At 42.2% G+C, this 25,260-nt stretch carries 20 protein-coding genes; 7 read left to right on the forward strand and 13 right to left on the reverse strand.

The genetic code is table 11. The features are described 5' to 3' along the window. The first annotated feature begins 148 nt into the window (after positions 1 to 148). Positions 149 to 3,094, forward strand: a complete 2,946-nt coding sequence (locus tag BMX50_RS00195; protein ID WP_091206002.1) for a TonB-dependent receptor — start codon at positions 149 to 151, stop codon at positions 3,092 to 3,094. Between the two features lie 368 nt (positions 3,095 to 3,462). Here BMX50_RS00195 and BMX50_RS00200 read toward each other — a convergent pair whose 3' ends face one another. The 7 genes from BMX50_RS00200 to BMX50_RS00230 form a co-directional block, all read right to left on the reverse strand. After that, the gene (locus tag BMX50_RS00200; protein WP_091206005.1) at positions 3,463 to 4,173 is read right to left on the reverse strand and encodes a phosphoadenylyl-sulfate reductase; all 711 of its coding nucleotides are present in this window, start codon (positions 4,171 to 4,173) and stop codon (positions 3,463 to 3,465) included. Positions 4,174 to 4,175: 2 nt separating this feature from the next. Beyond that, positions 4,176 to 5,684: a TSUP family transporter gene (locus BMX50_RS00205; RefSeq protein WP_091206008.1), complete on the reverse strand. Its 1,509-nt coding sequence runs from the start codon at positions 5,682 to 5,684 to the stop codon at positions 4,176 to 4,178. Continuing rightward, entirely contained in the window at positions 5,662 to 6,447 is a 786-nt protein-coding gene (gene cobA / locus BMX50_RS00210) for a uroporphyrinogen-III C-methyltransferase (RefSeq protein ID WP_091206010.1), read from the reverse strand. Before cobA ends, BMX50_RS00205 begins: the two co-directional genes overlap by 23 nt. After that, complete coding sequence (locus BMX50_RS00215) at positions 6,447 to 8,537, reverse strand: HEPN domain-containing protein (protein ID WP_091206011.1); 2,091 nt, start codon at positions 8,535 to 8,537, stop codon at positions 6,447 to 6,449. The genes cobA and BMX50_RS00215 overlap by 1 nt, the downstream gene beginning before the upstream one ends. 240 nt (positions 8,538 to 8,777) lie before the next feature. Further along, positions 8,778 to 9,212, reverse strand: coding sequence for an RrF2 family transcriptional regulator (locus BMX50_RS00220; protein WP_091206014.1), 435 nt, complete (start codon positions 9,210 to 9,212; stop codon positions 8,778 to 8,780). A gap of 118 nt (positions 9,213 to 9,330) precedes the next feature. Continuing rightward, positions 9,331 to 9,615 carry an Rdx family protein gene (locus BMX50_RS00225; protein ID WP_091206016.1) on the reverse strand — a complete coding sequence of 95 codons (285 nt, stop codon included), beginning with the start codon at positions 9,613 to 9,615 and terminating at the stop codon, positions 9,331 to 9,333. Beyond that, a complete protein-coding gene (locus BMX50_RS00230) occupies positions 9,612 to 10,457 on the reverse strand; it encodes an MOSC domain-containing protein (protein ID WP_091208465.1) in 846 nt (281 codons plus the stop codon). Before BMX50_RS00230 ends, BMX50_RS00225 begins: the two co-directional genes overlap by 4 nt. Positions 10,458 to 10,650: 193 nt before the next feature. Between BMX50_RS00230 and BMX50_RS00235 the strand changes: the two genes are divergently transcribed. Both BMX50_RS00235 and BMX50_RS00240 read left to right on the forward strand, forming a co-directional pair. Further along, positions 10,651 to 12,360, forward strand: a complete 1,710-nt coding sequence (locus tag BMX50_RS00235; RefSeq protein WP_091206018.1) for a GMC oxidoreductase — start codon at positions 10,651 to 10,653, stop codon at positions 12,358 to 12,360. Positions 12,361 to 12,478: 118 nt separating this feature from the next. After that, a complete protein-coding gene (locus BMX50_RS00240) occupies positions 12,479 to 13,195 on the forward strand; it encodes a ThuA domain-containing protein (protein ID WP_091206021.1) in 717 nt (238 codons plus the stop codon). A 129-nt stretch (positions 13,196 to 13,324) separates the two neighbouring features. Here the strand turns inward: BMX50_RS00240 and BMX50_RS00245 are convergent, their stop codons facing one another. The 4 genes from BMX50_RS00245 to BMX50_RS00260 all read right to left on the reverse strand — a co-directional run bounded on the left by BMX50_RS00245 (position 13,325) and on the right by BMX50_RS00260 (position 17,150). Beyond that, the gene (locus BMX50_RS00245) at positions 13,325 to 14,584 is read right to left on the reverse strand and encodes a nucleoside permease (protein ID WP_091206024.1); all 1,260 of its coding nucleotides are present in this window, start codon (positions 14,582 to 14,584) and stop codon (positions 13,325 to 13,327) included. Between the two features lie 198 nt (positions 14,585 to 14,782). Continuing rightward, complete coding sequence (locus tag BMX50_RS00250) at positions 14,783 to 15,382, reverse strand: bifunctional nuclease family protein (protein ID WP_090526212.1); 600 nt, start codon at positions 15,380 to 15,382, stop codon at positions 14,783 to 14,785. 23 nt (positions 15,383 to 15,405) lie between these two features. Further along, positions 15,406 to 16,383 (reverse strand): electron transfer flavoprotein subunit alpha/FixB family protein, encoded by a 978-nt coding sequence (locus BMX50_RS00255; protein ID WP_091206026.1) that lies wholly within the window; start codon positions 16,381 to 16,383, stop codon positions 15,406 to 15,408. 29 nt (positions 16,384 to 16,412) lie between these two features. Further along, on the reverse strand, positions 16,413 to 17,150 hold the full coding sequence (locus BMX50_RS00260; RefSeq protein WP_091206029.1) for an electron transfer flavoprotein subunit beta/FixA family protein: 738 nt from the start codon (positions 17,148 to 17,150) through the stop codon (positions 16,413 to 16,415). 45 nt (positions 17,151 to 17,195) lie between these two features. Between BMX50_RS00260 and BMX50_RS00265 the strand changes: the two genes are divergently transcribed. Beyond that, on the forward strand, positions 17,196 to 17,540 hold the full coding sequence (locus BMX50_RS00265; RefSeq protein ID WP_091206030.1) for a tetratricopeptide repeat protein: 345 nt from the start codon (positions 17,196 to 17,198) through the stop codon (positions 17,538 to 17,540). Between the two features lie 128 nt (positions 17,541 to 17,668). After that, on the forward strand, positions 17,669 to 18,868 hold the full coding sequence (gene chrA / locus BMX50_RS00270; protein WP_091208467.1) for a chromate efflux transporter: 1,200 nt from the start codon (positions 17,669 to 17,671) through the stop codon (positions 18,866 to 18,868). Between the two features lie 70 nt (positions 18,869 to 18,938). Here chrA and dnaB read toward each other — a convergent pair whose 3' ends face one another. Next, a complete protein-coding gene (dnaB, locus tag BMX50_RS00275; protein WP_091208470.1) occupies positions 18,939 to 20,504 on the reverse strand; it encodes a replicative DNA helicase in 1,566 nt (521 codons plus the stop codon). Between the two features lie 305 nt (positions 20,505 to 20,809). On the opposite strand from dnaB, the gene rlmB reads away from it, so the two are divergent. Then, positions 20,810 to 21,580 carry a 23S rRNA (guanosine(2251)-2'-O)-methyltransferase RlmB gene (gene rlmB / locus BMX50_RS00280; RefSeq protein ID WP_091206032.1) on the forward strand — a complete coding sequence of 257 codons (771 nt, stop codon included), beginning with the start codon at positions 20,810 to 20,812 and terminating at the stop codon, positions 21,578 to 21,580. A 117-nt stretch (positions 21,581 to 21,697) separates the two neighbouring features. Here the strand turns inward: rlmB and BMX50_RS00285 are convergent, their stop codons facing one another. Then, positions 21,698 to 22,783 (reverse strand): mannose-1-phosphate guanylyltransferase, encoded by a 1,086-nt coding sequence (locus tag BMX50_RS00285; protein WP_091206035.1) that lies wholly within the window; start codon positions 22,781 to 22,783, stop codon positions 21,698 to 21,700. A gap of 261 nt (positions 22,784 to 23,044) precedes the next feature. Between BMX50_RS00285 and recQ the strand changes: the two genes are divergently transcribed. Beyond that, the gene (gene recQ, locus BMX50_RS00290; protein ID WP_091208472.1) at positions 23,045 to 25,237 is read left to right on the forward strand and encodes a DNA helicase RecQ; all 2,193 of its coding nucleotides are present in this window, start codon (positions 23,045 to 23,047) and stop codon (positions 25,235 to 25,237) included. The last annotated feature ends 23 nt before the right edge of the window (positions 25,238 to 25,260 follow it).

Below are 25,260 nucleotides of genomic sequence, written 5' to 3' on the forward strand. Positions count from 1 at the left end.
ATAGACAATGTATCATTTTAATGCACTTGCCATTCAACCTATGTTAAAAATGCAGCCCCATGCTGTGATGTGTTGTTGTTGAGAATAGCCTTCCAATTGACAATAATCAACCAACCAATCACTTTTTACCACCACACAAAATCACTTCATGAAAATTTTTACAAACTCAATTAAGATAGTTGTGCTTTTCCTGGTACTGTTACCGGGGCTAAGTTACGCGCAACTGAACGGCTCATATATATTGAGCGGAAAAGTAGACGATGACCAGGGCAAACCGCTGGTAGGGGCTACCGTATCTATTAAAGGTACAACTAATAAAACATCAACCGATACAACCGGTAAATTCTCTTTAACTACCAGCGCTAAACTACCCTATACGCTTGTTTTTACAGCAGTAGGTTATCAGCCTCAGGAGTTTTATATAAAAAATGCCAATAGCGCGGTAAACATTACGCTTACAACGCAATCATTACTGGTTAATGAGGTGGTAGTAACGGCATCGCGTAAAGAAGAAAAACTGCTTCGTTCACCGGTTGCTATCGAAAAACTGAGTATCACTGCTTTAAAACAGTCGCCTGGCCCCAGCTTTTATGATGCTTTGGAGAACGTTAAAGGCGTACAGATGACCACTACGAGTATCACCCTTAAAGTGCCTAACACGCGTGGTTTCAATAGCCCAAACAACTTTAGGTTTATGCAGTTGGTTGATGGTGTTGATATGCAATCGGCAACATTGGGTGTTCCACTTGGTAACGCTATTGGCCCAACCGAACTGGATATAGCCAGCGTGGAAATTACTCCGGGTGCTGCTGCTGCCCTTTACGGAACTAATGCCATTAACGGACTGTCGAACCTATTTACTAAAGATGCCTTTAAATACCAGGGCTTACGTTTTTACCATCGCCAGGGCGTTAACCATGTGGGTAACGACCGGTTAGGGGCAAGCTCACTTACCGAAGATGCTTTACGTTATGCCAAAGCCTTTAACGATAAGTTTGCCGTTAAAGTAAACTTCAGCTATATGCAAGGTCAGGACTGGCAATCAGATACCCGCCTTGATCAAAATCCAACCAACCTAAAATCAGCAAATCCGGCTTATCCTGAATTAACAGGCACCAGCAACGCGGCTTATGACGGCTGGAACAAATATGGTGACGACGCACTTGCCGGCAGTAATACTGTATCAATAAAAGGAATCACGGTTGATGGTAAAGCCCGCCCAAATCTTACCGTGGCACGTACAGGATACAATGAGGTTGACCTGGTTGATCCGCATGTGAAAAACTTGAAGTTAGATGGTACGCTGGCTTATAAATTATCGCCAAGCACTGTACTGTCATATACCTACCGTTATGGCAGGCTTGATGGCGTGTTTCAGCGTGGTAACAAAATTTCGTTGCAAGGCGCAACCGTTCAGAACCATAAAATTGAGTTAAAAGGAAAAGATTTCCTGGTTCGTGGTTACGAATCGATCGAAAATACCGGTAACTCATTTAACGTAAAACCACTGGCAGATAACCTTGATCTTAATCATGCCAGCAACTCGGCCTGGGCAACTTTATATGGTAATGCTTTAAAAGCTTATAATGGTGGTGTACTTACTTCGGCAAATCTCGCAGCGGCTGAGCAGGCTGCCCGCGCTGCAGCTGATAAAGGTAGGGTTGAGCCAGGTACTCCTGAGTTTGATGCTTTGAGGAAAACCATTATAGGTATTAATAACTGGGATATTAAGTCGAGCCTGATCCCTAATGCACCGGTTACAGGTGGTGCAGCATTGGTTCAAAAAAGCCATATGTACAACGGCGAGGCTCAGTGGGATTTGAGCAGCAAAGTTAAATTTGTTGACCTGTTGGTTGGTGCTGATGTACGTGTGTACAGCATTACACCTGATGGTAACAACTTCGTGGATTTTAGCCGCCCAATTGCCGACAGGAATACACCATTGGCTGACGGCACTTTTGGTAAAGATGTGATCTACAAAAAATATGGCGCCTTTACCCAGGTTACCAAAACTTTTTTTGATGAAAAACTAAAATTATTCGGCTCCATCCGCTGGGATCGCAACCCATACTTCGATCCTAAATTTACACCGCGTTTAGCCGCTGTTTACACCGTTAATCAAAATCATAACTTCAGGTTTACATTCCAGAACGGCTATCGTTTCCCTTCATTGTTTGAGGCTTTATCATACGTAAATAACGGTCGCGTAAAACGTGTGGGCAGTTTACCATTCATTAACGAAGGCTTAGGATATCTTGGTAATAGCTATACTCAAACATCAGTAGTGGCATTTAACGCAGCTGTGAATGCTGCAGGCGGCTCAGATCAGGCAGCTTTGGCTAACCGTAACCTGTTAAAAGTAGCGGACCTGCCACCGGCACGTCCTGAACAGATTACTTCTTTTGAAGTTGGTTACAAAGGCATAGTAGCCGATAACAAAGTGTTCATTGACATTGATGCATACACTAACCGCTATGACGGTTTCCTTGGTCAGGTGCAGGTGTTTGTGCCAAATGGTGCTACTGTAGGCTCGGATGCAGCTGTATTATCAATGCTTGATATCAACCGTGACCCTACAACAGGTACATCAACTAACGCTGCCAGCCAGGGTCAAAGCAGGTACCGTGTTTATACCAACGCCAAAAACATCTATCATAATTATGGTTCATCGGCAGGTATCACTTATAATTTCTACCAGCACTATACGGTATCGGGTAACGTAAGCTTTAATAAGTTGAAAGCCCAAACAGCTTCAGATATCTTTGTTACAGGCTTCAATACTCCTGAATGGTCGGGCAACGTATCGTTCGGTAACCGCGAGGTGGTTAAAAACTTTGGTTTTAACGTGGTTTACAAATGGCAACAATCGTACCTGTGGGAGAGCCCATTGGTTACCGGTACTGTGCCTTCAATTAAAACAGTTGATGCTCAGGTTACTTACCGCGTGCCTTCATACTACGCAACATTTAAGTTAGGCGCTACTGATATCTTTAACAAAAGGTATTATCAATATGCCGGCGGTCCAACCATCGGTGGCTTATACTATGTTTCTGTAACACTTGACGGATTGTTAGCCGGTAACAGCAACAAGTAAGCGCTTTTATTACGTTTATATTAGTTTGTAAGGGGATGAGGTGTAAAAACTTCATCCCCTTTTTTGACCGCTGATTTTTCTATGATTTTTGTGATTACGCTGATTTTTTAACTGTGATAGAAATAGATGATTGTAAGAGATATTAATATAAATAATCAAATCATTATAAAGCATAGAAAGTCATCAACCAAATCAATGCAATCAAAAAAATCAGCGGTAAAAAAAAGGCCAACCAATCTTTCGATTAATTGACCTACGTATAAAAAAAAGCGTCTTTGACCTTGATTTACATGATCGGAGGATTTTCATGAATTAGTTTGATAGGATCAACTTGCATTGTTTTCAAGCTAATCCTTAAATCCTATTCATCAGGGTTTTGCTGTTTCATGTAACCCACATTCTTTTTTAGATTGATCTTCCCACCACCAGCGCCCGGCACGGAAATCTTCACCTTCGGCTACCGCACGGGTACATGGCATACAGCCGATGCTCGGGAAGCCTTTGTCATGCAGTGAGTTATATGGAATGTTATATTGTTTAATGTAAGCCTTCACTTCGTCAAGCGTCCAGCTAAAAATAGGGTGGAACTTCACCAGTTGATTTTGTTCGTCCCATTCCAGGTCATGCATATCGTGGCGATTAACCGACTGTTCGGCACGGATGCCTGTAACCCAAATCCTATTGCCTTTTAAGGCACGCTTAAGCGGTTCTATTTTACGGATCCCGCAACACTCTTTACGGTTTTCAACCGACTCGTAAAAGCTGTTAGGGCCCTTTTTGCTCACCATTTCTTCCAGCAACTCGTTATTTGGATAATAGGCATGAATGGGCTTCTGGTACCTGTTCATGGTAGCCGCCCAAACCGAATAAGTTTCACGGAAAAGCCTGCCGGTTTCAAGCGTAAATACTTTTATAGGCAGGTTATTGGAAAATATCATGTGACTGATCACCTGATCTTCCCAGCCAAAGCTGGTTGAGAAAATCACCTCGCCCGGAAACTGCTCTGCCAATTTGGTCAGGGCTTCAATAGGGGCGAGCCCGGCAGTTACGCCTTGTATTTGTTGTAATGCGGTGCTCATTTTTATATAACCTTAGTAATAAACATGATAATAGAACGGATACTGATGAGGATAACGATTATCGATACCGCTACCATGATAGTTTTTGCAGAGATCTTATTGGAGATCTTAGCCGCAATTGGTGAAGCAAGCGCACTGCCTAAGATAAGGCCTGCTACAGCCTGCCAATGATCACTGCTCACCATAGCAATAAAGGTTATGGACCCCATTATCGCTACAAAAAAACGGGAAAGCTTAACGGTACCTAATGAAAAACGAGGGCTCCTGCCGCCGGCAATCAGGGTAGATAGCACGATTGAACCCCAGCCGCCACCACCAACGGCATCAATAAAGCCGCCGCCTAAACCAAGCAGCGAAATGCGTTTTACTTTATCAGCCGATTTTTTCTTTTGAGTGTTGAATGCTTTTTTGAATATTACTATACCTAATATCAGTGTATAAACAGATACAACAGGCTTGGTATACATGCTGTAATGCTCAAGCGATGACAACAAGTAAGCCCCTGTTACAGCACCGATGATACCCGGTATAACCAGGAGTTTAAATAGCTTCCAGTTGATGTTGCCCATGCGGTAATGCATCCAGCCGGCTATGCCGCAACTCATGATCTCGGAAAGGTGCACGCCCATACTGGCCGAGGCCGGAGGGATACCCATTGAAAGAGAGAATGTGGTTGAGGTAACTCCGTACGACATGCCAATGGCGCCGTCAATCATAGCAAATACAAACCCAGCTCCTAAAAAGTAATAAAAGATAGGATCGATACCGGTTACGAAGTTTTTAAAGTTAGGCTCCTTAAAATATAGTGCGGTTATACCAATGGCCAACGATACGATAATGGTTGACCAAATCAACCAGATGAAATTTTTGCGGCTGGCGGCTTTAGGCTCAACCAGTACAGATGTTACGCTGTTTAGTTTCTTTACCTTGTCGGCAAAATCACCTTCAAGGGTATTTCTTAGTTCGCTCATTTGCTGCAAAGTGATATCAAGCTCGGCAGGAAGGCTTTCATTTAATACTTCTTTTAGTCGTTTGGCCACAGTTGGTGATTTTCCGTTGGTAGATATGGCTAATTTCAGATCGCCTTTTTGCACTATCGATCCTAAGTAAAAATCACATAATGCAGGCTTGTCCGCTACGTTGATCAGCAATTTACGATCATGAGCCGCGTTGCGGATGTAATTGTTAAGCTCGCTATCGTTGGTAGCAGCGATAACTATATCGGCTTCGTTCAGATCATCATCAGTAAATGATTTTTGTACGATGCGGATACCGGGGTATTGTGATGCAAGCGTATGTATCTCAGGCAAAAATTCGCGCGAAATAACGGTTACCCTCGCACTATTGCTGTTATTAAGCACAGCGGTAAGTTTTTCCAAACCAACATTGCCGCCGCCAATAAGCACGGTATGCAGGTCATTCAGCTTTAAAAAAACAGGGAAAAGCTGGTTGCCTTCCTGTTTTTCATCCTGAATATTGGTTAAACTTTTATCCACGGGCAACAACGTCATAAACTTCTTGTATCAATTGGAATTTTGGATGAAGTGATACCACTTCGCCTAAAACAATAATTGCAGGCGATGAGATATCGCTTTCTTCAACGGCATTAACAATGGTATCCACAGTTGCAACGGCAATTTTTTCTTCAGCTGTTGATCCGCTTTGGATAACGGCTACAGGTAGTTTGTTCTTGCCTTGTAACTTAAATATTTCAGTAATTTCGGCCAACTTATGGATTCCCATCAATACAACTACAGTAGCGTTTGAGCGTGAAGCATCAACAAGGTCGTTCGAGACCTTACCATTGGCCGTAGTGCCGGTAACTACCCAAAAACTTTCGCTTAAACCGCGGTGGGTAACAGGGATTTGCTGTAGCTCGGGTACAGCTATCGAACTGGAAATACCCGGAATAACCGAAGCCGCTATATTGTGTTTCGCTGCAATGATTAACTCTTCATATCCGCGACCGAATACAAATGGGTCACCGCCTTTTAACCTAACCACATGGCCATAGTTTTTGGCGTAATCAACCATAAGGTTATTAATTGCTTCCTGCGAAAAGGCATGGTCGCCGGAACGTTTGCCAACATAAACTTTTGTGGAGTTTTGCGGGGCATAATCAAGTAGCTCCTCATTAACCAAGGCATCGTACAAAACAACATCGGCTGTTTTTAAAGCTTTTATGGCTTTTATGGTTATCAGGTCGGCATCACCAGGGCCGGCGCCCACCAGCGTGATGCGCGGCTCTTTTATATTTTTATTACTATCAGTCATTATTGTACAAGCGCCTCTCTCTTATCCTTACTTCTGCTTAAAAATTCTGTAGCCTGTGCTAAGTATGCGGTGGCAAATTCCTGCGAAGGCTCGTTTTGATTGAGTTGTAGTGCCAGGTCATTAAATGTTCCGTTTAACTCAAACTCGCCTTTTTCAACGTATTTCGCATCAAATTCGCGGATCACACCAATTTGTGTGCTGCTGTTAACGCCTTTATCGAGTAATAAAGCTTTTGCTGAACTTACAAAAACATTGTATGCATGGTAAATAGCATCAGCCCAACGGCCTGCAGCATAGGCTTCATTAGCCCAACCCAATTTCTCTTCCGATTCAAACAACAGGGTAGCTACCAAATCTATGATCACACCAGCACACTCACCAACACCAATAGCTGTAACAAATGTTTCCTGGTGGCCCCAGTCAATGTATTCATCGTCGGTAAGGGTAGTCAGATCAGCAAGAGGTTTCAACAAGCGATAAAAATAATCTTTCCCCTGCCTGTCGTAATATTCATGGTAAGTTTCTCCTTCGGGCGAAAACTCTTTATAGTCGTTCAGTAAATACCTTAACACATCAGTAGCGCGTTTGGTAGGTACTTTAATTACCCTCTCAGCAGCACGGCCAATGCCATCGCCAACGGTACCACCACCTAACATTACCTGTACAGAAGGTAGCACTTTAGCACCCGCTTTTAACGAACTGCCATGGAAGCCGATATGAGCTAAACCATGCTGACCGCAGGAGTTCATACAGCCACTTATTTTGATCTTGATTTCGCGGTTATAAATAAAATCCTCGTATTCGTTATAGATCAGGTCTTCCAATACTCGAGCCATGGTCATGCTGTTCGAGATGCCAAGGTTACAGGTATCTGTACCCGGACATGTGGTAACGTCAGCAATACTGTCAAAGCCGGGTGCAGCCAGTTCCAGTTTAGCTAAACCTTCGTATAAGGCAGGTAAAGCTTCTTTTTGAACATATTTTAGGAGCAAGCCTTGGTTTTGGGTAATGCGGATTTCGTTGCCAACCAAAGGCTCTAAGGTTTTAACTAATGCACGGGCGGTATCAGATGATATATCGCCTACTGGTACTTTTATATAAACACCATAAAAGCCTTCTTGCTTTTGTTCAAAAACGTTGGTTGCCAACCATTGCTCATAACGGAGCGGATTGCTGATAGTTACTTCAGGATAGCTATCGGTTGGTGGCAGAGCTGGAACATCAACAGCATCACGGTTAATAGGGTATGACTTTACCTTATTAGCTGTACGCTCAATTTTGGTTAAGCGTAGTACTTCATCCAATCCTAATTTTTGGATGAGATATTTCATGCGGGCTTTATTACGGTTATTACGTTCGCCATAACGATCAAACACGCGGATCACCGATTCGATATAAGGGATCAGCTGATCTTCAGGTAAAAATTCCTCTACAATGCTTGCTAAAATAGGCTGCGCACCTAAACCACCACCAAGCATGATCTTAAACCCCCGCTCGCCGTTGGCGTTTATTTTAGGGATGGCGCCAATATCATGAATATATGAAAATGCGGTATCCTCATCACTTGATGAAAAGGAGATCTTGAACTTACGACCCATTTCCTGGCATATCGGGTTGCGCAGAAAATAATCAAAGGTAGCGTAAGCGTATGGCGAAACGTCAAATGGTTCTTTAGGATCGATACCGGCAGTAGGAGAGGCCGTAACGTTACGTACGGTGTTACCGCAGGCTTCACGAAGGGTAATATCATCCTGCTCAAGCTTAGCCCAAAGTTGTGGTGTACGATCAAGACTTACATAGTGGATCTGGATATCCTGACGGGTGGTAAGGTGCAGGTTACTGCTTCCAAATTCGTCAGAGATTTCGGCAATTTTTAATAATTGCTTAAAGGTAACCTTACCGAATGGCAGTTTAATACGTACCATCTGTACGCCTGGCTGACGCTGGCCATATACACCACGAGCTAAACGTAAACTTCTGAATTTTTCATCATGAATTTTACCTTCACGAAAAGCGTGGATCTTTTTTTCAAGGTCGATAATATCCTTCTCAACAATAGGATTCTCCAGTTCTGTTCTGAAGCTCTGCATATTCTATGTATTAATCTTTTATAAAAAAGCCCCTTTGGCTGTGGCTAAAGAGGCATATATGGTTAAATATTACGTTTACAGCCCCGTTTTGCCATTGCACATGCGGCAATAGGTCATTTGGTTACGGCCGGTAATATTAATGCTCTCACGATTCATTTCCCAAATATATATATAGTATACGGAAAAGGTAGCATTTAAATAAAAAAAACTGCCTTATGACAGTTTTATGAAGTTTTGAAATTAAACGCTAATGAGAGTGGTTTCGCGTTTAATGATATCTGCGATGCTGGTTTCGCTTAATATTTTAAGTGTAGCGTCCCTTACATCAACAAACACATCCCTTATGCCGCAAGTGCTTTCCTGGTGGCACTCATCACATTTGTGGTAAAAGTTTAAGCTTGCGCATGGTACCATGGCTATAGGCCCATCGGTGATGCGCATAATACTTACCAGGAATATTTCTTTGGGATCGCGGTTAAGGCTGTAGCCACCCCCAGCGCCTTTTTTACTATATAAAAAACCGGCATTGCGCAAATCGAGCAATATTTGCTCAAGAAACTTTTTGGGAATCCGTTCAGTTTCGGCAATCTTCGAAATTTGCATAGGCGGTTGGTCCATGTTCTTGCCAAGAACCACAAGTGCCTTTATAGCGTATTTAGTTTTTTTTGAAAGCATTTTCTAAAATAAAAACTCACAAAGTTAAAGAAAGATATCATCTAAATTAACTATTTTTTCGAGTAATATTATAGATTATATAGAAAGGATATTTTATACAGACATTGTTATATAAAAGTTACAGTTGATGTCTATCCGAATGGCCAAGACTTTTACCCGGATTTACTTTATCACGAACGGCCTGTTTTAGCTCTTTTATCTCGGGGAAATGCCCGTCGCGTTTGCGGTCAAACAGCGTTTCTTCATCAACACTTATCGTATATCTGCCATTTATTTCACTTGGTTTCAAGGTAACCCCGTTCACATCATCGGTAAACGTAGTAAGCAGTTCCTGCGCCATGTAAGCGGCACGCATCATCCAGTTACATTTAGGGCAATATTCAATAGTTATGGTAGGTTTCATGCTGCCGTTATAGGTTTCTTGGTTACGATAAATCTTTCTTCGGTATGGGAACTTAAAACACTAAGTTCGTCACCAACAGAAATTATGCCTGTATTTTCATGCACCAGGTTTTGCCCAAACATAATCTTATTGTTTTTCATGCGGTATGAGGCCAGGGTTTTCAACGGCTCTTTAGCTTTCATCGCTGTTTGCTGATCGATGGTAGTCAATACACAACGGGCGCAAAGTTTTGCTCCGTAAAAGGTGATGCCTGCTATGGTTATGTGATTCATCAGATCTTCGCTATAAGCATCACCGCCGGTAAAAACGATATTGGGGCGAAAGCGGTTCATGGGTAAGGGCAACATCATTCGTTTGTTAAGATCATCAAGCGAAGCCTGCCCGATAAGCAGGAAAGGATAGGCATCGGCAAAGGAGGTGATCATACCAGGTTTTGCATACCGCTGGTCAACTTCACGTTCACTGTCATCCGGCATATAAACCAGTCGGCATTTCATATTGAGCGCATCACTAAACCATTGGTCAAACTCTTCGCTTACATATTGCCCAAAACAAGTATCATCCCAAACTGCAAACTGGTGCAAGGGCCGCCTTTCGCAATGAAACGGAATTAATAATGATGAACTTGAATGATGATGTACAGCTATACCATCTGTTTCTACTGTTGGTTTTAATAAAGCCATCTGTGGAAACTCGCGCTGTGTTATAAAATGCCCATGTTCGTTAACCAGCATCCAGCGCCGATCATGTTCTAAACCGCGACTGGTAACCACAGCGCTTTGTACAGCAATGCCGCCTAATGATTTGATTGGGTAGATATATAATTCGCTTACCTGGAGCATGGGGTAAAAATAAATAAAAGAACCATGATTTTGGGGATTAAAGGATTTCATGATATCTAAATCTGAACTTATAACCGGGGTAATCCTTTAATCCTAAAAATCACGGTTCATACTTTTCTTCACAATCGATTGCTATATCAATTTTTAATTAATATACTTGTTTTATCCAATCTCAAAACCAATTTATAAAACTATGCCATTAACTAATGTAAACGGCAAAGCCAAGGCTAATAATACCTATGATGCTATTGTAATAGGCTCTGGTATCAGCGGCGGCTGGGCGGCAAAAGAGTTATCAGAACTGGGTTTAAAAACCATTATGCTTGAGCGGGGCCGAAACTTTGAACATATCAAAGATTATAAGAGCGCCAGCCAGGATCCCTGGGACCTTCATCATGCCGGAAGGCCAACTCAGGCACAGCGTAAACAACGCCCGGTGATCTCACGTAATTGGGGCGCTACAGAACCTATTATGGACTATTGGACCGACGAGCAAGCTGCTCCTTATACCGAGATCAAGCCCTTTAACTGGTGGCGTTCATACCAGCTTGGTGGCCGCTCTATTTTATGGGGAAGGCAAAGCTACCGCTGGAGTGACTTTGATTTTGAAGCTAATGCCAAAGATGGTTGGGCTATTGACTGGCCTATCCGTTACAAAGATCTTGCTCCATGGTATGATCATGTAGAGAAGTTTGCAGGTATCAGCGGCTCATTAGAGGGCTTACCACAACTGCCCGATGGCCATTATCTGCCGCCAATGGATATGAACGCGGTTGAAAAGGATGTGGCTGCCCGGATTAAGAAAAATTACAGTGGGACCAGGCATATGATCATTGGCCGCTCGGCTAATTTAACCGCCGCTATTCCGGGGCGTACGGCTTGCCAGTTCAGGAACCGGTGCTGGGAAGGTTGTCCGTTTGGCGGATATTTCAGTACACAATCATCGACTTTACCAGCTGCTTTGGCTACCGGAAATTTAACGGTTAGGCCGTACTCTATCGTTACTAAAATATTATATGATAAGGATACTAAAAAGGCTAAAGGGGTAGAGGTGCTTGATGCGGAAACTAATCAAACCTATGAGTACTATTCAAAAATAGTTTTTGTCAATGCGTCGGCACTTAATAGCGCCTGGGTTTTGATGAACTCCGCTACAGATATCTGGCCAGATGGCTTAGGAAGCAGCAGTGGAGAGCTTGGTCATAACATTATGGATCACCATTATAATCTTGGCGCAAGTGGACTGGTTGACGGTTTTGAGGATAAATATTATTACGGCCGCCGTGCTAATGGTATTTATGTAGTCCGTTTTGCTAACCTGTTTGGCGATAAACGCGATTACCTGCGTGGCTTTGGTTACCAGGGCGCTGCAAGCCGTATGGGCTGGAATCGTGAAATTGCCGAATACAATATTGGGGCTCAATATAAAGATGCACTCACTGAGCCCGGTCCGTGGACAATTGGTATTGGTGGCTTTGGAGAACTGCTGCCTTACCATGAAAACAAAATCACGCTTGATAAAACCCGCAAGGACAAATGGGGGCTGCCAATATTAGCGATGGACGCCGAGATAAAGGAAAACGAAAAGAAAATGCGTATTGATATTGTGCGGGAAGCCAAAGCCATGCTGGAAAGCGCCGGTGTAAAAAATATTGAAACACACGATCGCGGCCATAATGTTGGCGACGGGATCCATGAAATGGGTACAGCCCGGATGGGACGCGATCCTAAAACTTCAGTGCTTAACGGCAACAACCAGGTATGGGATGCCAAAAATGTTTTTGTTACCGATGGCGCTGCCATGACTTCGTCAGCATGTCAAAACCCATCGTTAACTTATATGGCTATGACAGCCCGCGCCGCTCATTTCGCCGTAGATGAATTAAAAAAAGGAAATTTATAAGTTGGTGATTAGTGAGTGGTTGATTAGGTGAATAGTTCAGTTCTATTTTCCCCAAAGGCCAACCACTCACTAATCAACACAATTAACCATTCACCAAACAATAACCACTCACCAACCAATGAAAAAACTACTAACCATATGCCTCTTAATAGGCGCATCCATTACCCAAGTACTTGCTAAAGATAAAGTACTTGTATTTTGTAAAACGGCTGGCTTTCATCATAACTCAATAGCGGTAGGTGTACCTGCTATTATGAAATTAGGCCAGGAGAATAATTTTGATGTTGATAGCACCACCAATGCTGCAAAGTTTACTATTGATAATCTAAAACAGTATAAGGCTGTGATATTTTTGAGCACCACTGGTGATGTTTTGAATGATACCCAGCAGGCCGCTTTTGAGCAATACATTAAAGCCGGCGGTGGCTTTGTTGGTGTACATGCCGCAACCGATACAGAATACGACTGGCCATGGTATGGAAAACTGGTAGGCGCTTATTTTAAAAGTCATCCAAAGCAGCAAGAGGCTACTTTAGATGTAGTCGATCGTAATTTTATAGCTACCAAACACCTGCCTGAAACCTGGAAACGCTGGGACGAATGGTATAACTACAAATGGATAGGTGATGACCTGCATGTGCTGATTAAAATTGATGAGAAAAGCTACACTGGTGGCGAAAACGGTGACAATCATCCGATGGCTTGGTATCATAACTTCGATGGAGGCAGGGCTTTTTATACAGAGCTTGGACACACCGATGAATCGTATGCCGATCCGTTATATTTAAACCATTTGTTAGGTGGTATTAAGTATGCGATGGGGAGGAAGAACTGAACCATGATTTTTAGGATTTAAGGATTTCTTGATCTCCATGATAAAAAAGACGGCCCACAAATTTGTGGGCCGTCTTTTTTATCTATCGCAACTATCATAGAAATCCTTAAATCCTAAAAATCATGGTTCCTATGCGTGCTGAATGGCTTCAACAAGCGCCTTATTATGTTTATATCTGAACACGAACGGGAAGATAATGGCGATTACCAAAGCATAGCCGGCAAATGTAAGCCAGATGCCGTGCCAGTCTTTACCTCCGCCGGGCAGCAGAAAGAAGTGATCGATAATAAGGCCGCTCGCGATACTTCCGAAAAATGCCCCGAAACCGTTTACCATCATCATAAACAGGCCTTGTGCACTTGCCCGGATATCAGGGGTAGCTTGTGTTTCAACAAACAGCGAACCCGATATATTGAAGAAATCGAAAGCCATGCCATAAACAATGCACGATAAAACAATCATCCATAAACCGCCCGCAGGGTCGCCAAAGGCAAAAAGGCCGAAACGCAGCACCCAGGCCAACATACTGAATAACATTACATACTTAATACCGAATTTACGCAGGAAGAACGGTATAGCCAGGATGAAAAATGTTTCAGAGAACTGGGATATCGACATAATTATAGCCGGATATTTTACCCCTACAGAATCTTTATAAATAGCTATATTTTTAAAATCCTGTATAAAGGTGTCGCCATAAGCATTGGTAAGTTGCAATGCTGCTCCTAAAAGCATCGAAAAGGCGAAGAAAATAGCAAACTTCGGATCTTTGAACAGTTTAAAGGCGTTCAGTCCCAATGAGTCGACAAACGACTTATTATTTGTTTTGGCAGAAAGCGGCGGGCATTTGGGGAGGCTAAATGAATAAATGCCCAATGCAAGCGCCACAGCCGACGCTATATAAAACTGGTTTGGCGAAGTTTCATTATGGGTAAGGCTCACCGTCCATAAGGCAGCGATAAAGCCGATAGTTCCCCAGATGCGAATAGGAGGATAGTCTTTAACTACATCTTTGTTGCTGCTTTTTAATGCCGAATATGCTACAGTTATCGAAAGCGAAAGGGTTGGCATATAAAAGATCATATTGATGAGTATTACCCAAAAAAATGCGGAAGGGCTGGTAATTAAAGGCAGCGTAAATAATGATGCCGCACCAAATATGTGCATGATGCCATATAGTTTTTCTGCGTTAATAAACCTATCAGCTATAATACCGGTAAGGGCGGGCATAAATATAGCCGAAATACCCATGGTGCTAAAAATAGCCCCAAACTGAGCGCCCGACCAATGTTTATCCTGAAACCAATATGCACCAATGGTAAGCAACCAGGCCCCCCAGATAAAAAATTGCATAAAATTCATCAGTATTAAGCGGAACTTAATATTCATATGGGTACCCGGTTTAAATAAAATTTAGTCAGTGTTAAATTAAAAGCGGAAAGTAGTGAAATAAATGTGAATCAGAAAGCTACAAGTGTAGAAATTACGATTGTTAAACAGAAACCCAGGGGCTGAGTTTCTGTTATATTGTATGCAATAAATTATCTTTTGGCAAATCCGAAATCGAAAACCCGGATTCCTAAATCATTAGGATGCTTTACGTTTATTTAGTTCGTCGCGGATCTTCGCTGCTTTTTCATACGATTCTTCGGCAAGAGCTTCCTGTAGTTTGGTTTTGAGCTCTTCGGTACTGATAGAAGCGTAACCGCTAACCGATGCGCTAACCGATTTCTCCTCAGGTGCTTCGTTGATATTTTCTAAATACACAAAGTCATTACCTTCAATAACAATGCCCGCTGTTGAAAGAATAAATTCATATGTGAAGATAGGGCAGTCAAAACGTACGGCTACAGCGATGGCGTCAGAAGTGCGGGCATCTATTTCTACAGAACGCTTCCCGTCACTGCAAACCAGCTTGGCGTAAAAAATGCCATCAACAAGGTTGTAAATAATTACTTCCTGAACTTCAATTTGATAAGCCTGGGCAAAGCTCTTGAACAAATCATGCGTAAGAGGGCGGCTTGGGGTCATCTTTTCTATTTCGATGGCAATAGCCTGGGCTTCAAAGCTTCCGATAATAATAGGTAAACGACGACGGCCGCTAACCTCGCCCAAAACAAGTGCATACGCACCAGATTGAGTTTGACTGTACGATAAGCCGACAATATCAAGCTTTATTTTTTTCATGTTATTCCCCATCACACCTGTATTTATGCTGAAGCTTTATATTCTTTAACGGCTGCAATTAATTTAGGGAGTACTTCAAATGCGTCGCCTACAATCCCGTAATCCGCTACCTTGAAAAACGGCGCTTCGGGATCTTTGTTTATTACGACGATAACTTTTGATGAACTTACCCCGGCCAGGTGCTGAATAGCACCTGAAATACCGACTGCAATATACAAATTTGGACTGACAGCTATACCGGTTTGTCCAACGTGTTCGCTATGGGGTCTCCACCCCGCATCTGATACAGGTTTTGAACATGCGGTAGCTGCGCCTAAGAGTTCGGCAAGCTCTTCTATCATACCCCAGTTTTCGGGGCCTTTTAAACCACGACCGCCCGAAACAACAATTTCAGCATCAGGAAGCGAAACTTTATCGGTTGAACGGACAATTTCTTTGATCATGGCCTTAAAGTCAGATGCTTTGGGTTCGACATTAAAGTCCTCAACTTGAGCAGTGCCACCTGTTTCAACTACTTTGTAGGAGTTGGGTACAAGCGCAATAACTTTAATAGCCGCCGTAAGCTCGACCGTAGCAAAAGCTTTTCCCGAAAAGGCGGTCTTTTTTACCTTAAAAGAGCCTCCGGCTTGTTCTGGTAAAGCAACCGCTCCATCAGCTACGCCTGCTTCCAGTTTTACGCCAACCCTTGGCGCCAACCCACGGCCCGAAAAGGTATTTGATAATACCACAACTGCCGAGCCTTCTTTTTTAGCAGCTTCAGCTATAACAGAAGCGTAGGCCTGGTTTACAAAGTCCTTTAATTTATCTCCTGATACGTTAAGTACCTTATCTGCGCCGTATTTACCTAATAAAGCTAATTCGGTTGCATCAACGTTGCCAATTGACACAGCAGTAACAGAAGTATTACTTTGATCGGCAATAGCACGGGCATAAGAAACGGCTTCAAAAATTGACTTTTTGAATTTGCCCCCGGCATTTTCCGCATATATTAAAACTGACATATTTATCTGTAAGTGATTTAGATCATAAATTAAATAACACGTGCTTCTGCATGCAGCAGTTCAACCAGTTTTGCAGTATCATCGGCAGGAACAAGTTTAACCTGGCCGCGCGGGGCAGGTGTTTCATAACCGATGATTTCTGAAAATGTTTTTACATCAACAGGTTCTACAACAGCAAGTGGCTTAGTCCGTGCCGACATAATACCACGCATATTAGGGATTTTGGGTTCAGCCACACCTTCGGCAGTACCGGCCACAAATGGATATGGTATGGTTAAAACTTCTTTACCGCCTTCTATTTCGCGTTCAACAGTTGCTTCGTTGTCACCAGCATCTAATTTTTTGATAATGGATACCGAAGGCAAATCAAGCAGTTCGCCCAGCATGCCTGCAACTTTTGAGCCGTTATAATCAATGGATTCACGGCCGGTGAGGATGAGATCGAAGGGATTTGCTTTTACATATTGTGCAATTTGATAAGCTACATACCACGCATCGTGCGGTTTAGCGTTTATGCGCACAGCATCGGTAGCGCCAATAGCAAGCGCCTTGCGTATAGTGGCTTCGGTATTTGCCTCACCAACGTTTATTACAGTTACTGTGCCTTTACCGCCGTCGGTTAACTCAATGGCGCGCGCAAGTGCAATTTCATCATAAGGGTTAAGTATGAACTGTACCCCGTTTGTATTAAATTGCGTGTTATTATCAGTAAAAGTTATTTTTGTGGTGGTATCAGGAACATTACTTACACATACCAGAATCTTCATATCAATAGGTTTTTGCAAATTTAATTAAAAAAGATAGAGTTTAAAATGGAGTTGAACAGATTGAATAAGCTGCTGGAATTTATAAAAAATGAACCGGATGACGAGTTTCTGAAATATGCCCTTGCAACAGAATATCTGCGTCTGAATGAGACAGATAAGGCACTTGCTTATTACGAAGATTTAGTGAATAATCACCCTGGCTACACAGGTACCTATTATCATTTAGGTAAGCTTTATGAAGCATTAAACCGTAAAGACGATGCCATTAAAACCTATGAAAACGGCATGAAAGTAACCAAAGAAAAGCGGGATAATCACGCTTTTTCTGAATTGCAAGCTGTATACAGGCAGGCAATTGGCTTTGAAGAGGACGATGATGACGATTATTAGCGGTTCATGGCTCATTGTCAATAGTTCATGGCGGCTCTGGGGTATTAGCCCTTCCGTTCTTCTATGAACCATGAACTATATGCTATGATCTTTCTTCCATGACCTATGAACTATCTGCAAACAAAAAAATGAAAAAACAGCAACTTATATTCCTTCGGGATGTGCTGATATATACCTTTACTGCTTTTGGCGGCCCTCAGGCCCACATCGCCGTTTTACTGCGGGAATTTGTTGAGAAACGAAGATATATTACTGAAGATGAGTTGATGGAACTCAATGCCTTGTCACAGGTTTTGCCGGGGCCTTCATCAACTCAAACACTGGTTGGGATAGCCTGGAAAGTAGGCGGCCTCAGGCTGGCCATCATTACATTTCTGATCTGGATCCTTCCTTCAGCCACTATCATGTGTATGGCTGCCATAAGCTATAATATGTTTGCCAATAAGGCCAAATTTGCGCATGTGATCAGTTATGTACAGCCTATAGCGGTAGGTATAGTTGCATACGCTACCTATACTTTTGCTAATAAATTTTTAAAAACGAGGATTAGTACCATGCTGGCTGTTGGTTCACTTATTGTTACACTGATCCTTCAAAATGCCTACGCTTTCCCGATACTGATATTGCTTGGCGGTATCATATCATCGGCCATGGAAACCCAGCAGCATGAAAACGAATTAAGGGTTAAGTTGTATTCAAATGTAAACCCCAATAAGGTAGCTTATTTCATCGGCATCCTGCTTTTCTTTGCGGCATTAGGTGCTGTGGTTAACCAAACATCGCCCTTTAGTTTGCCTATCCGTTTATTCGAGAATTTTTACCGCAATGGAATACTCATTTTTGGTGGAGGGCAGGTGCTTGTGCCACTAATGTATACCGAATTTGTTGAGGTTAAACATTATCTGGGCAGGTCGGAGTTTTTGTCGGGATATGCCCTGCAGCAGGCTTTGCCCGGACCTACATTTTCGTTTACATCTTTTTTGGGTGGCATAACACTTGGCAATAAAGGCTATAACATTTGGGGACAGGTGATTGGCAGCCTTGTTGCTGTTATTGGCATCAACACCCCCGGCCTTATCCTCATTCTTTTTATTGTTCCGTTTTGGGAGGATTTGAAGAAAATAACACGCATTAAAAACTCCCTGAGTGGGATAAATGCCGTAGCCGTAGGATTTATGGCAACAGCGTTGATTTTACTGGTAAAGCCTTTTGGTTTAAACTGGACAGCCTACGCATTGATGATTGGTACGTTCCTGATGCTGCATTTTACCAAAATAAAAACACCGATAGTGATTATTATCGGTGTGGTTTTGGGAATGATATTTTGATTTGGGATTCCGGATTTTCGATTTCGGAATTTTGCATTTAATAAATCCGAAATCGAAAATCGAAATTGAATTAAAACGGTGCTTCATCATCCATATCGTCCATTCTTGAAGGGCGAATGATGAAGTTACTCTGCTTTTCAAAATCCTGTGAAGGAGCAAGGCCTGCGAAAGCATTACCCGCAGGTGGAGGGAAGCCGTCCATACCTTCTTCAAGGTTAGCAAATTTCACATATTTACCTACGAATTTTAATCGGACAGTACCTGTTTCACCGTTACGGTGTTTGGCTATAATAACCTCGCCTACACCCTGGGTTGGGTTACCGTCTTCATCTTCGGTCAAACCATAATATTCAGGACGATATAGGAACAATACCATGTCGGCATCCTGCTCAATAGCGCCCGATTCACGTAAGTCTGAAAGCATTGGCCTTTTTGAGTTACCCGGCCTGCTTTCTACGGCACGACTTAACTGAGACAGTGCAATTACCGGTACACTTAACTCCTTGGCAACTGATTTTAATGCACGTGAAATACTACTGATTTCCTGCTCACGGTTACCACCACCGCCTTTGCCCTCGGCCTTACCATGCATCAGCTGTAAGTAGTCGATGATGATTAATTGGATATCATACTGTGATTTCAGGCGGCGGCATTTTGCCCTGAACTCGAAGATATTTAGGGCAGGGGTATCGTCAATGATGAATGTAGCTTTTTCAAGTCTGCCAATTTTGGAGTGTACCTGTTGCCATTCCCATTCTTCAAGCGTTCCTTTACGTATTTTTTCCTGCTCAATTTCTGCTTCACCAGCTATCAAACGATTAACCAACTGAACCGAAGACATTTCCAGCGAGAACACAACCACCGGTTTATCGAAGTCAACCGCCGCATTACGGGCACAACTTAATACGAAAGCTGTTTTACCCATAGCTGGACGGGCAGCGATAATAACCAAATCCGACTTTTGCCAGCCTGAGGTCATCCGATCAAGTCCGGTAAAGCCAGATGCAACACCCGTTAAACCATCTTTTTTATCTTTCAGGGCCTCAATATCCCGTAATGCTTCGTGAACAAGATCGTCCATGTTGCGGGCATCACGGCGTAGGTTGCTTTGCGCAATTTCAAACAGGTTTTTTTCGGCCATATCCAGCAGGTCGAATACATCGCTGGTATCTTCATAAGCACTGTTGATCACTTCTGTAGATATTCGGATCAGTTCCCGCTGAATAAATTTCTGGATAATGATACGGGAGTGAAACTCGATATTGGCAGCTGAAGCAACACGGCTGGTAAGTTCTGTTATATAGTAAGCACCGCCTACCATTTCAAGCTCGCCCAATCTGCGTAACTCGGCAGTAACAGTAAGGATATCTACTGGTTGCGTTTTTTCAAACAGTATTTTTATGGCAGAAAATATCTTCTGGTGATTGGTCTGGTAAAAAACTTCGGGTTTTAAAACATCTATAACTGATGAAAGGGCATCCTTCTCCAGCATAAGTGCACCTAAAACGGCTTCTTCCAAATCCGTAGCCTGAGGTTGCAATTTGCCGCCTCCAATAAAGGGAGTTGGATTGGGAACCCGGCTGCGTCGCTCAAAAGTATTCGGCTTGTTATACTGGTTGTTATTCTCAAAACTCATAAGGATACAAAAATATACAAAAAAAGTTTCGGCGGGCAAAGGAAACACCTAACATAGTGTATCGGCGTTTTAAAATAATCATACACAGGGCAATAATTTAAAGCTTTTTAATAAACACCGGAGTGTTGATAACTTTTTAGCGAAATATAGAACGGTTGATTTTCAGTTAATTGAAACGATGTTAATAAAGTTTTGGAATGTTGATAGCAATTGCACTCAAATGCTGTTAAACCCAAAAGGGTTATCAGTTCAATAACGGCTTAATCAATTAATATAGCTACTTTTGCCAAAATTCAAATTACAAAATGGCATTTAATTCAAGGCCTCAGCGCGAAAGCAATCAAATGGTTTTTGGGATCAGGGCGGTAGTGGAAGCTATCCGGTCTGGTAAAGAGATCGAGGCGTTATTTATACAACGAGGTATAGGCGGCGGTCTTATTCAGGAGCTTAAAGAGCTGATGAACGAGTATCAGATAACTGCACAACAGGTTCCCGTTGAAAAACTCAACCGCATTACACAAAAAAACCATCAAGGGGTCATAGCCGTGATCTCGCCCATTGTTTATCAAAAAATAGAAAACATCATACCCGACGTATTTGAAAAAGGGGAGACGCCGTTGGTTTTAGTTTTAGATAGCATTACCGACGTGAGGAACATGGGCGCAATTGCCCGGACAGCCGAATGTGCAGGTGTGCACGCAATCGTAATTCCGGCAAAAGGGTCGGCGCAGATCAACCCTGATGCTATTAAAACATCTGCCGGCGCGTTATATAAAATTCCGGTTTGCAGGCATGATAATTTTATGCAGACAGTACGCTTTCTTCAGGAATCGGGCTTGCAGTTGGTTTGTTGTACTGAAAAAACGCAAGATGATATTTATAAACCTGATTACACCGTACCTACGGCTATTGTTATGGGGTCGGAAGAGGATGGGATCCGTAACGAGATTATTCGTATTTCAGATCATTTGGCAAAAATACCAATGTTTGGAGAAATCGAATCTTTAAACGTATCAGTGTCAACAGGGGTGATTTTGTATGAAGCGATAAGGCAGCGCTCTGCTGTAATTGGTTGATTAAGTTGATTGGGTGAGTAGTTATTTAATGGTCGATTGGGTGTGCGGTTGATTAAGTAAATCGTTCTTGAAAAATCAAACCACTCACTTAATCAACCACTCTCCGCTCACCAGTCCTTAAATATACTTCGCTCCAAACTTATTTTTTACATCAGTCACAACCTGTTTGATATTTTGCTCCTGATCGCGTGGGCAAATAAGCAGTGAATTGTTTGACTCTACTACGATATAGTCGTGCAGGCCTTGCAGTATTACCAGCTTTTCGCCTGGTACGTTTACCATACAGTTTGATGAATCATACATGATCACTTTTTCGGCCGGGATCACAGCATTACCTACATAATCTTTTTCGGCCAGGTCATATATCGATGCCCAAGTGCCCAAATCGCTCCACCCAAAATCCGAAGGCAATACATACACATTATCTGCCTTTTCCATAATGCCATAGTCTATCGAGATATTAACGCATTGCTGGTATGCCTTATGAACATAGGTTTTTTCATCATCAGAGTTATAAACAGGCCTTGCATCGGCGAATATTTCATGCATTTCGGGCAGGTGTTGACCAAAGGCTTTAACAATTGCTTTGGCCGACCAAACAAAAATACCGGCATTCCATAAAAAGTCGCCGCTTTGAATAAATGTTTTTGCTATTTCGAGAGTTGGTTTTTCGGTAAAGGTTTTTACTTTATGAAACTCCTCGTTGATAATATTATCAGTGTATTGTATGTATCCATAACCGGTATCGGGCCTTGACGGTTTAATGCCCAGGGTTATCAGGTAATCATTTGAAGCAGCGGTTTGTAATGATTTTTCGATGGCTGCAACAAAAGCGTCTTCATCCAGGATTTGCTGATCTGAGGGGGCCACAACAATGGCAGCATCAGGGTTAAGGCTTTCAATTTTAAAACAGCCATAGGCAATGCAGGGGGCTGTGTTGCGCATTACGGGTTCGGTAAGGATCTGCTGATCCTCCATATCCGGTAGCTGTTGTTTTACAAGCTTGGTGTAATTTTCGTTGGTAACAATGTATATATTTTCTTTAGGGCAAACTTTCAGGAAACGTTCGTAGGTGTTTTGTATTAAGGTTTTACCGGTACCAAGTATGTCGATAAACTGTTTAGGGTGCGATGTACGGCTTATCGGCCAAAAGCGGCTTCCAATCCCTCCAGCCATAATTATCGCATAATAGTTTTTATTCATGAGCGAGTAAAGAATTTTAATTTGGTATATCAACCGTAAAAATGTGTAATAATTTGTTAATTATCGATTAAGTGTATCTAAATAATTTAACAGCGTGTTTCAATCACAAAATTGTCTGGTTCTTTAAATGAACAACAGAAGAAATTGTTTTTCATCTGATCATCATTTTTACATAAAATTTAAAAGTAAATCCAACGTTTATTTAGAAAATTTTGTTACTTTAAACTTTTAAATACAATTTAAGAATTTGTTAAAATAATGATAGAAACAAAGAAATCGCTATTTGACAATCTCCAGAATTTTTTCGGGTTTGATAATTTTAAGGGGGAGCAGGAAGCGATAATAACCAATATCCTGGCCGGCAATGATACATTTGTTATTATGCCTACCGGGGGTGGCAAATCGATGTGTTATCAGTTACCGGCTTTAATGAGCGATGGTACAGCAATCGTAATTTCACCGCTGATAGCCCTGATGAAAAACCAGGTAGATCAGCTTAGGGCTTTCGGAGGATCAGATAGTATAGCCCACTTTTTAAATTCATCACTTACAAAATCAGAGATAGCCAGGGTTAAAGAAGATGTGCTTGCAGGAAAAACCAAGTTGCTGTATGTTGCACCGGAGTCGTTAACCAAGCAGGAAAATATTGATTTCTTACGCCTGAACCACGTATCGTTTGTTGCTGTAGATGAGGCTCACTGTATTTCGGAATGGGGGCATGATTTCAGGCCCGAATACCGTAAAATACGCCAGGTGATAAGTAATATTGGCGAAAACATCCCTATCATTGCTTTAACAGCTACCGCTACGCCTAAAGTTCAGCAGGATATTCAAAAAAACCTGCAAATGAATAACGCAACCGTATTTAAATCTTCATTTAACCGCGGTAACCTATTTTATGAGGTGCGTGCCAAGCGCAACGTTATAAAAGAGATAGTAAAGTTTGTAAAGCAAAATCAGGGTAAGTCTGGAATTGTGTATTGCCTTAGCCGTAAAAAGGTTGAGGAAGTGGCCGAGGTGCTCAATCTGAACGGAGTAAAAGCATTGCCATATCATGCCGGTCTTGATCCTAAAGTTCGTGCCGATACGCAGGACAAATTCCTGATGGAAGATGTTGATGTTATTGTGGCTACAATTGCGTTTGGTATGGGTATTGATAAACCAGATGTTCGTTACGTAATACATCATGATGTGCCCAAAAGCATGGAGGGATACTACCAGGAAACGGGTAGGGCCGGACGCGATGGCGGAGAAGGTGTTTGTGTGGCCTTTTATTCTGAAAAGGATATTGATAAGCTTCAAAAATTCATGAAAGATAAACCTGTTTCGGAACGCGAAATAGGTACCCAGATACTTAAGGAAGTTATTGACTACTGCGAATCGTCGGTTTGCAGGCGTAAACAGCTATTGCATTATTTTGGTGAAAACTTTAATGAAGCCGGTTGTAATAACATGTGCGATAATTGCTGCACCCATAAAGAGCATTTTGATGGTGAGGAACACCTGCACAGGGCACTAAGTTTAATCAAGCATATTGGTGAGAAGTTTGATGACCACCATATCATCAGCATATTAATGGGTGAGGAAAATGCGCAGATCAAAAATTATGAGCACGATCAGCTTGATTATTATGGTGCGGGCAAAGAGCTTGGGAAAAACCTGTGGAATTCGCTTTTGAGGCAGGCTTTACTCAATAATTATATTTCAAAAGATATTGATCAATACGGGCTTTTAAGGCTTACCAAAAACGGAAATAGCTTTATTGAAAATCCGCACAGCATTCGTTTTGTATTGAACAAGATCATGGAGGCTACCGATGACGATAGTGATGATGACGGGCCAAAACAAAGCGGAGGCGCACTTGATACACAATTACTGCAAATGCTCAAGGAGTTGCGTAAAAAACTCGCAAAGCAAAAGGGACTGCCTCCATTTGTAATATTCCAGGATCCATCCTTAGAGGAGATGTGTACACATTATCCAATCAATACTGAAGAGCTTAAGCAAATTTCGGGAGTTGGTGCAGGTAAGGCGTTGAAATTCGGAAAGCCGTTTACAGACCTGATCCAGAAATATGTAGAAGATAATGATATTGACAGGCCGATTGATATGGTGATCAAAAGCGCAGCCAACAAATCAGCCCTTAAGGTGTTCATTATTCAAAATATCGACAGGCATTTAAATCTCGACGATATAGCTGCTTCAAAAGGTCTTACTTATGAAGAGATCCTGAAAGAGGTTGAAACTATTGTTAACTCAGGAACTAAGCTTAACCTTAATTACTATATTGACGAAGTTATTGATGAGGATAAGCAGGAAGAAGTGTTTGATTATTTCCGTACTGCCGAAGCCGATTCAATTGATGAAGCTTTAGCCGAATTGGGCAGCGACGATTATACCCGCGAGGAAGTGCAGTTAATGCGCATCAAGTTCATGTCAGAATTAGGAAACTAACAGTTAGGGACTTTATAATATGG

The sequence above is a fragment of the Mucilaginibacter gossypiicola genome, assembly GCF_900110105.1.
GTDB lineage: Bacteria > Bacteroidota > Bacteroidia > Sphingobacteriales > Sphingobacteriaceae > Mucilaginibacter > Mucilaginibacter gossypiicola.